Annotated in this window: 7 protein-coding genes; all 7 read left to right on the forward strand. The window is 71.2% G+C overall.

What is annotated here, in order from left to right; all coding sequences use genetic code 11:
- Window positions 1-84: 84 nt before the first annotated feature.
- Complete coding sequence (locus B0E54_RS26680; protein WP_234588923.1) at window positions 85-1,263, forward strand: ROK family protein; 1,179 nt, start codon at window positions 85-87, stop codon at window positions 1,261-1,263.
- On the forward strand, window positions 1,260-2,897 hold the full coding sequence (locus tag B0E54_RS26685) for a sugar ABC transporter ATP-binding protein (protein ID WP_234588908.1): 1,638 nt from the start codon (window positions 1,260-1,262) through the stop codon (window positions 2,895-2,897). Before B0E54_RS26680 ends, B0E54_RS26685 begins: the two co-directional genes overlap by 4 nt.
- Window positions 2,894-4,018 carry an ABC transporter permease gene (locus B0E54_RS26690; protein WP_234588911.1) on the forward strand — a complete coding sequence of 375 codons (1,125 nt, stop codon included), beginning with the start codon at window positions 2,894-2,896 and terminating at the stop codon, window positions 4,016-4,018. The genes B0E54_RS26685 and B0E54_RS26690 overlap by 4 nt, the downstream gene beginning before the upstream one ends.
- A 119-nt stretch (window positions 4,019-4,137) precedes the next feature.
- Complete coding sequence (locus B0E54_RS26695; RefSeq protein WP_234588913.1) at window positions 4,138-5,190, forward strand: substrate-binding domain-containing protein; 1,053 nt, start codon at window positions 4,138-4,140, stop codon at window positions 5,188-5,190.
- A 53-nt stretch (window positions 5,191-5,243) separates the two neighbouring features.
- The gene (locus B0E54_RS26700) at window positions 5,244-6,419 is read left to right on the forward strand and encodes a Gfo/Idh/MocA family protein (protein WP_374109323.1); all 1,176 of its coding nucleotides are present in this window, start codon (window positions 5,244-5,246) and stop codon (window positions 6,417-6,419) included.
- 620 nt (window positions 6,420-7,039) lie between these two features.
- Window positions 7,040-8,206 (forward strand): inositol-3-phosphate synthase, encoded by a 1,167-nt coding sequence (locus B0E54_RS26705; RefSeq protein ID WP_234588917.1) that lies wholly within the window; start codon window positions 7,040-7,042, stop codon window positions 8,204-8,206.
- A partial coding sequence (locus B0E54_RS26710) for a UbiA family prenyltransferase (RefSeq protein WP_234588919.1) occupies window positions 8,190-8,480 on the forward strand: 291 nt, incomplete at its 3' end. The genes B0E54_RS26705 and B0E54_RS26710, both read left to right, overlap by 17 nt.

The following is an 8,480-nucleotide window of genomic DNA, read 5'->3' on the forward strand; positions in this document are numbered from 1 at the left end:
GTGCGGAACGCTCCTACTGTGTCGGACACAACACCTCGGCGTTGCGTCGATGTGAACGAGTTCGATGAAGAGGTGAACTCCCCGGTGCGGACCGTCGAGCCCCTGCACGTCCGGTTGTTGCGGTTGCTCCGCGACGAGGGGGCCGTGTCCCGGGCCGAGCTGGGTGACCGCCTCCAGATGCCCCGCCCGCGACTGTTGGCCGAGTTGGACCGGCTGGTCGCACTGGGTTACGTCGCCGAGGCCGGGCTCGCCGCCTCCCGGGGCGGGCGTCGCTCCACCCTGGTCGAGCTGAACCCGAAACTGCGCTTCGCGGCAGTCGACCTGGGCGCCAGCTCGATGGACGTCGAGGTGGTCAACGGCCGTCTCGAACCGGTGGCCCACTACGCCGAGCCGGCCGACATCCGCAATGGACCGAAGGTGACCCTGCAGCGGGTCAACGAGCTGCTGCACAAGGCCCGGGTCGACGGCGCGTACGAGCGGTTGGACGCGGTGGGCATCGGAGTACCCGGCCCGGTCAGCTTCCGCGACGGCGTCCCGGTCTCACCGCCGATCATGCCGGGCTGGGACCGGTTTCCGGTCCGCGAGCTGCTCAGCCGGGAGCACGGCTGCCCGGCGGTGGTCGACAACGACGTCAACATCATGGCGATCGGCGAGCGTCACGGCGGGGTCGCCCACTCGGTGGACGACTTCCTCTTCGTGAAGATCGGCACCGGCATCGGCTGCGGCATCTACCTGACCGGCGACGTCTACCGCGGCACCGACGGCTGCGCCGGGGACATCGGCCACATCCAGGTCGACGCGCACGGGCCGATGTGCTCGTGCGGGAACGTCGGATGTCTGGAGGCGTTGTTCAGTGGCGCCGCGCTGGCCAAGGACGCGACCGCCGCCGCCCGCAGCGGGGCGTCGCCGGCGCTGGCCGAGCGGATGAGCCTTCGGGGCGTGGTGACCGCTCTGGACGTCGCCGAGGGCGCGGTCGAGGGCGACGTGACCTGTATCCAGCTGATCCGCGACGGCGGGCGGCGGGTCGGCGGGATCCTCGCCGGCCTGGTGAGCTTCACCAACCCGTCGATGATCGTGATCGGTGGTGGGCTGGCCCAGCTCGGGCACATCCTGCTCGCCGAGATCCGCAGCGTGGTCTACCGCCGGTCGCTGCCGCTGGCCACCGGCAACCTGCCCGTCGTGCTGTCCGAGCTGGGTGGTCGGGCCGGCGTCGCCGGCGCGGCCGTGCTCGCCAGCGACGTCGCCTTCGGCGAGGCCTCATGAACCTGCGGTCGCCAGGCGCGAAACCCACCGTGAGCGAGGAGGAGACTGTGGCCCAGCCCGAGGAGAACGCCGCCGTCGCCGGGGCGTCGCTGGTCGAGGCCCCCGCGGACACCGTCGCCGGCGAGGTGGTCCTGCGCCTCACCGACGTGGTCAAGACCTTCCCCGGCGTACGCGCCCTGGACGGGGTGCAGCTGGAGGTGCGTGCCGGCGAGGTGCACTGCCTGCTCGGGCAGAACGGCGCCGGCAAGTCCACCCTGATCAAGGTGTTGGCCGGGGTGCACCAGCCGGATTCCGGCCTCATCGAGTGGCGGGGCGAGCCGACCACCTTCGCCAACCCGCAGGCCGCCATGCGCGCCGGCATCGCCACCATCTACCAGGAGCTGGACCTCGTCGAGGACCTGTCGGTGGGGGAGAACGCGTTCCTGGGCCACGAGCCGCGCCGGCTGGGCTTCGTCCGTCGCGGGCAAATGGTCCGACGAACCCGCCAGATCCTCGGCCGGCTCGGGCACGGCGACATCCACCCCAAGCGGATGGTCCGCGCACTGCCGGCGGCCGGCAAGCAGATCGTCAGCATGGCCCGGGCGCTGTCGCACGAGGCTCGACTGATCATCATGGACGAGCCGAGCGCGGTGCTGGCGCACGACGAGGTGGGCAACCTGTTCCGGATCATCCGGGAGTTGACCGCCCAGGGCATCGCCGTCATCTACATCTCCCACCGCCTGGAGGAGATCCGCGAGATCGGCGACCGGGTCACCGTACTCAAGGACGGCCGGACCACTGCGGCGAACCTGCCGGCGCGCGACACCCCGACCCGCGACCTGGTCAGCCGGATGACCGGCCGCAGCATCGAGTACGTCTTCCCGGAGCGCCCGGCGGCCGGTCCGGCCGGCGCGGAGCTGCTCCAGGTCGAGGGGCTGACCCGGGCGGGCGAGTTCGCCGACGTGTCGCTCGATGTCCGGGCCGGTGAGATCGTCGGCATCGCCGGGCTGGTCGGCTCGGGCCGCTCCGAGCTGCTGGAGACCATCTACGGCGCCCGCCGAGCCGACGCGGGCACGGTCCGGATGGCCGGCCGGGCGTTGCGCGCGGGTGTCGGCGCGGCGGTCCGGGCCGGCATGGGCATGGCGCCCGAGGAGCGCAAGAGTCAGGCGCTGCTGCTCGGTGAGCCGATCTACCGCAACGTCACCCTCTCCACGTTCAGCCGGTACGCCCGGTTCGGCTTCACCAACGTGGCGGCCGAGCAGGCCGAGGCGAACCGGATCGCCGACGATCTCGAACTGCGCCCCCGCGACGTCCGCCGACCGGTGCGCACCCTCTCCGGCGGCAACCAGCAGAAGGTGGTGGTGGGGCGGTGGCTGCTCGGCGACACCAAACTGCTGCTCCTGGACGAGCCGACCCGAGGCGTGGACATCGGTGCCCGCGCTGAGCTGTACCAGGTGATCCGGGGTCTGGCCGCCCAGGGCGTCGGGGTCCTGCTGGTCTCCAGCGAGGTGCCCGAGGTGCTCGGTCTGGCCGACCGGGTCCTGGTGATGCGGGAGGGCCGGGTGGTCCGCGAGGCCCCGGCCGGCGAACTCGACGAGAACACTGTGCTCGACCTCGTGATGGCGGGGTCCCTGATGGAAGGCGCACCGGCATGAGCGACGCGACTCCCACCCCCACCGCGACCCCGGAGCGCCCGCAGCTGCCGGCGCAGTCGCCGCCGGTGGATCCCGCCGAGACGGCGGTGGCCAGCGAGGCGGCGACGACCAGCAACCGGCTCTCGTGGTGGCGGGGTGACAGCGGCGAAGGTGCCCGCCGTAACCTCGGCCTCATCGGGGTGCTGGTGGTCCTGGTCATCATCGGCGCCGTGAGCCGGTGGGACCTCTACTCCAACCCGGACTGGGTGTGGGACAACACCCTCACCATCCTCAAGCTGGCCTCGGTGGTCGGCGTGGTCACCGTCGGGATGACCTTCGTCATCATCGGCGGCGGTATCGACCTGTCGGTCGGCGCGATAGTCGCGCTCTCCGCGGTCTGGGCCACCACTGTCGCCACGCAGAGCTACGGCGCCGGCGGCATGATCTTCACCGCCCTGGTCGTCGGGCTGTCGGTAGGCGTGGTCAACGGAATCCTCATCTCGTACGGCCGGCTGGTGCCCTTCATCGCCACCCTGGCGATGCTGGTGGCCGCCCGCGGTCTGGCGGCGGAGATCTCCAACAAGCAGACCCAGCTGTCCAACAACACCTTCATCAACAACATCGCCAGCGAGAAGGTGCTCGGCATCCCGCTGCTGGTCTACATCCTCGCCGCTGTGGTCGCGGCCGGTTGGGTGCTGCTCAACCGCACCACCTTCGGCCGGCGCACGGTCGCCGTCGGAGGCAACCCGGAGGCGGCCCGGCTGGCCGGCATCAACGTCCGGCGGCACACCCTGCTGCTGTACGCGCTGTCCGGCCTCTGCTGCGGCATCGCCGCCATCATGCTCACCGCGCAGGCCAACTCGGCCCAGGCGGCGACGGCAAACCTCTACGAGCTGGACGCGATCGCCGCCGCGATCATCGGTGGCACGCTGCTCAGCGGCGGGCGGGGCACGATCATCGGTTCCCTGCTCGGCGTGATCATCTTCTCGACCATCACCAACCTCTTCGCCATCAACGGCCTCTCCAGCGAGGCCCAGAACATGGTCAAGGGCGGCATCATCGTGGCGGCCGTCCTGGTCCAGCAGGTGCAGTTCCGCAGCATCACCCAGTTCCTGGGCCGCAACAGGCTCACCAGCAGCTGACCAACCACCAGCACCCGCACCACCTTGCCGCACCACCGCAGGGTCACCCGAGCATCGACGGTGACCGGATACCACGCACCCTCCACTCATCCCACCACCTGCGAACACAGGAGGTCGTCATGACCCAGCACAGTCCCGACCTGTCGCGCCGCCGAATGCTCTTCGGCGGGGTCGCGGTCGGCGCCGGCGTACTGCTGGCCGGTTGCACGAGCAACGAGTCGTCGCCCACCACCGCGCAGACCAAGGCGGCGGCGACCGGCGTCAACAACGAGCCCGGCAAGAAGGTGGTCATCGGCTTCTCCGCCCCCGCCGACGACCACGGCTGGATCGCCGCCATCACCAACAACGCCAAGGCGCAGGCCGGCGCGTTCTCCGACGTGGAGCTCAAGCCCGTCGCGGCGGGTGCGGACCCGGCGGCCCAGCGGGCGGCGCTGTCCACCCTGGTGTCGCAGAAGCCCGACGTCATCGTGGTGCTGCCGCACGACGGCAAGGAGCTCAACGCGTTCGGCCTGGAGGCCATGACCGCCGGCATCCCGGTGGTCAACCTGGACCGGGCCTTCCCCGACGCCCGGGCGTACCGCCTGCAGATCAAGGGCGACAACTACGGCATGGGCGTCGCCGCGGCGACGTACATCATCGCGCAGCTCAAGGCCAAGGGCGTCAGCAACCCGATCATCGGTGAGATCCCCGGCATCGACGCGCTGGAGCTGACCCAGGAGCGGTCGAAGGGCTTCAACGACACGCTCGCCGCGAGCGGCTTCAAGGTGGCCAACCGCCGGCCGGCCGAGTTCACCGTCGACTCCGGCCAGCAGGCCGCGACCGGGCTGTTCCAGGCCCTGCCGAAGATCGACGCGATCTGGAACCACGACGACGACCAGGGCGTCGGCGTGATGGCCGCGATCAACCAGTCCGGCCGCAAGGAGTTCTTCATGGTCGGCGGCGCCGGCTCGAAGAAGGCGATGGAGGACATCCAGGCGGACAACACCGTGCTGAAGGCCACCGTCACCTACAGCCCGTCGATGGCCTCTTCGGCCATCTCGCTCGCCCGCCTCATCGGCCAGGGCAAGGGCATGTCCGACCTGGTGGAACTCCAGGTGCCCAAGGAGATCGTGCTCGCCTCGGAGACGATCACGAAGGAGAACGCGAGCAGCTACCTCAAGCTCGGGTTCTGATACACGGGGGGAGACCCACCTTGTCCACGACAGACAGAGAACTGCGGATCGGCATGGTCGGATACGCGTTCATGGGCGCCGCGCACTCACAGGCGTGGCGCACCGTGAACCGCGTCTACGACCTGCCGGCACGAGCCAGGATGTCGCTGATCTGCGGCCGCGACACACCGAAGGTGGCCGAGGCCGCCGACCGGCTCGGCTGGGACGCGTACACGACGGACTGGCGCGACGTGATCAACTCCGACGAGATCGACGTGGTTGACATCTGCACACCCGGCGACAGTCACGCCGAGATCGCCCTCGCCGCACTCGCCGCCGGCAAGCACGTCCTGTGCGAGAAGCCGCTGGCCAACACAGTGGCGGAGGCACGGGCGATGACCGCCGCGGCGGACACCGCCCGCGCCTCCGGGGTGCGCTCGATGTGCGGGTTCAACTACCGCCGGGTCCCCGCGGTCACGATGATGCGCCAGATGGTCGCCGACGGACGACTCGGGGTGATCCGGCACGTCCGAGCGACGTACCTGCAGGACTGGATCGTGGATCCGCAGTTCCCGCTGGTCTGGCGGTTGCAGAAGGACAGGGCGGGCTCCGGCGCGCTCGGTGACATCGGTGCGCACATCATCGACCTGACGCAGTTCGTCGTCGGCCAGCGGATCACCGGCGTCAGCGCGGTCACCGAGACGTTCGTCAAGGAGCGGCCGTTGCCGGCCGAGTCGAGCGGCCTCGCGGCCACCGTGGACGGCGGCTCGGCGCCCACCGGGCCGGTCACCGTCGACGACGCCGCGATCTTCGTGGCCCGGCTCGACGGTGGCGCCCTGGCGACGTACGAGGCGAGCCGTTTCGCCACGGGCCGCAAGAACGCCCTCCGAGTCGAGATCAACGGCTCGCTGGGCAGCGTGGTCTTCGACCTGGAGCGGCTCAACGAGTTGGAGTTCTACGACGCCACCCGGCCTACCCTGGAACAGGGCTTCAGCCGGATCCTGGTGACCGAGGGCGACCACCCGTACATGTCGGCGTGGTGGCCGCCCGGCCACATCATCGGCTACGAGCACTCCTTCACCCACCAGATGCGCGATCTCATCGAGGCGATCGCCACCGGCACCGACCCGGCGCCCTCCTTCGCCGACGCGTTGCAGGTCCAGCTCGTGCTGGACGCGGTGACCCGTTCGGCGGACGTCGGTTCCTCCTGGACCGACGTGGAACCGGCGCTGACCGCGGTGGCCGTCTGACCCCCTGACCATCCGCGACGGCGGTGCTCGCGCCGCCGTCGCCCAACCGGCTTTCCGGAGCCGACCGGCGAGGGACCGACAGCGGTTTGCGCCCCGCGGTCGGGACGAGGTCGGCTCCGGAGAGTGTGCAGCCGGGCCGTGTGGCCCGGTGGCGCACGAGCAGGACGGTCGTCCGGTGCGACCGGACCGGGATTCCCCGGCCGCACCGGAGGACCGCCACCACCCCCGGCGATCCGGAGGACCCGATGACACCGCCCGCCGCTGCCCCCACCCGTCCCGCCTCGGTACGCCGCCCTGCGACGGACCGCACCTCGGTCGACGATCCGGTGGGCACGGCAACCTGAGACGTCCGGTCGGGGCATGCCAACGCCCCAGTCGGATGCGGGGGAGGCAGGGTCGAGACGCCGACCGACCCTGCCTGCCAGCCCCGTCTGCCCGCACCCGTGCCGGTAACCGGTCCGTCGTCGTCGCCGCCGACGCCGACGCCGGATCCGGTGTCGTTCCGGTACGGGTCGGGCGGGCGGGGCCCATCCGCTCAAGGCCGTAGCTTTTCGAGAAATATTCTGATATTCCTATATTTAAATCGAACCGACGGTTCCTCCTGGATGGGAAGGAGCACCATGCGAACGGGTGTCTGGCTGGTAGGAGCACGCGGTTCGGTCGCGACCACCAGCATCGTCGGAGGGCTCGCGCTGCGGGCCGGCCTGGCCGGGCCGACCGGCTGCGTCACCGAGTTGCCGGATCTGCGCGGTCCCGCCCTCCCGTCCTTCGCGGACCTGGTCTTCGGTGGCCACGACGTGGCCACCACCCCGTTGAGCAAGCGCGCCGAGGCCCTGGCCGACACCGGTGTGATACCCGGTCGGCTGGTCGCCGCGCTCCCCGACGAGCTGGCCGCCGTCGAGCAGGAACTGCGGCCGGCCCCGCTCGGCGGCACCCAGGCCGACCGGGTCACGACCATCGTGGGTGACCTCACATCCTTCCGGGAGCGCAACCGTCTGGACCGCGTGGTCGTGGTCAACGTCTCCGCCACCGAACCGGCGCCTCGACCGCACCCCGGGCACGCCGACCCGGTCGCGCTGCGCGCTGCGCTCGCCGGCCCGGACGAGGTGCTGCCGCCCAGCTCCCTGTACGCGTACGCGGCGCTGCTGGCCGGCTGCCCGTACGTCGACTTCACCCCGTCCACCGGGCTGCGGCTGCCGGCGCTGGCCGCGTTGGCCGAAGAGCTGCGCCTGCCGTACGCCGGGCACGACGGCAAGACCGGTGAGACCCTGGTCAAGTCGGTCCTCGCGCCGATGTTCGCGATGCGCAACCTCGCGGTGCGCTCCTGGTCCGGGATGAACCTGCTCGGCGGCGGCGACGGCGCCACCCTCGCCGACCCGGCCGCCAACGCGGCCAAGGTGCAGAGCAAGCAACGCGTGCTCGGCGAGACGCTGGGCTACGTCCCGCAGGGCAACACCCGCATCGAGTACGTCGAGGAGCTGGGCGACTTCAAGACCGCCTGGGACCTGATCACGTTCGCCGGCTTCCTCGGCACCGGGATGCGGATGGAGTTCACCTGGCACGGCTGCGACTCCGCGCTGGCCGCGCCGCTGGTGCTCGACCTGGCGCGGCTCACCGCCGCCGCGCACGCCGCCGGGCAGGTGGGGCCGCTGGCCGACCTGGGTTTCTTCTTCAAGGACCCGCTCGGTGCGCCCACCCACTCGCTGGCCGAGCAGTGGGCCCGGCTGACCGACTTCACTCAGCGGTTGCACGCCGGCCTGGACGGTGGCCATGACCACGCTGGCTGATGTGGCCGAGCTGGTCCGGGCGCCGGCCGCGCTCTCGGTCCCCGGTGACGTGGTCGCCGGCGCGGCGGCCGCCGGCACGTTGGGCCCGCGTACCCCAGCCCTCGCCGGCGCGTCGGTGCTGCTCTACTGGGCCGGCATGGCCGCCAACGACTGGGCCGACCGGGAGCTGGACGCCGTCGAACGCCCCGAGCGACCGATCCCCAGCGGCCGGGTCACCCCGACCGCCGCGCTGGGCCTCGCGGCCGGCCTCACCGCCGCCGGCGTGGGCTTGGCC

It is taken from the genome of Micromonospora sp. MH99 (assembly GCF_021442385.1).
Classification (GTDB): Bacteria; Actinomycetota; Actinomycetes; order Mycobacteriales; family Micromonosporaceae; genus Micromonospora.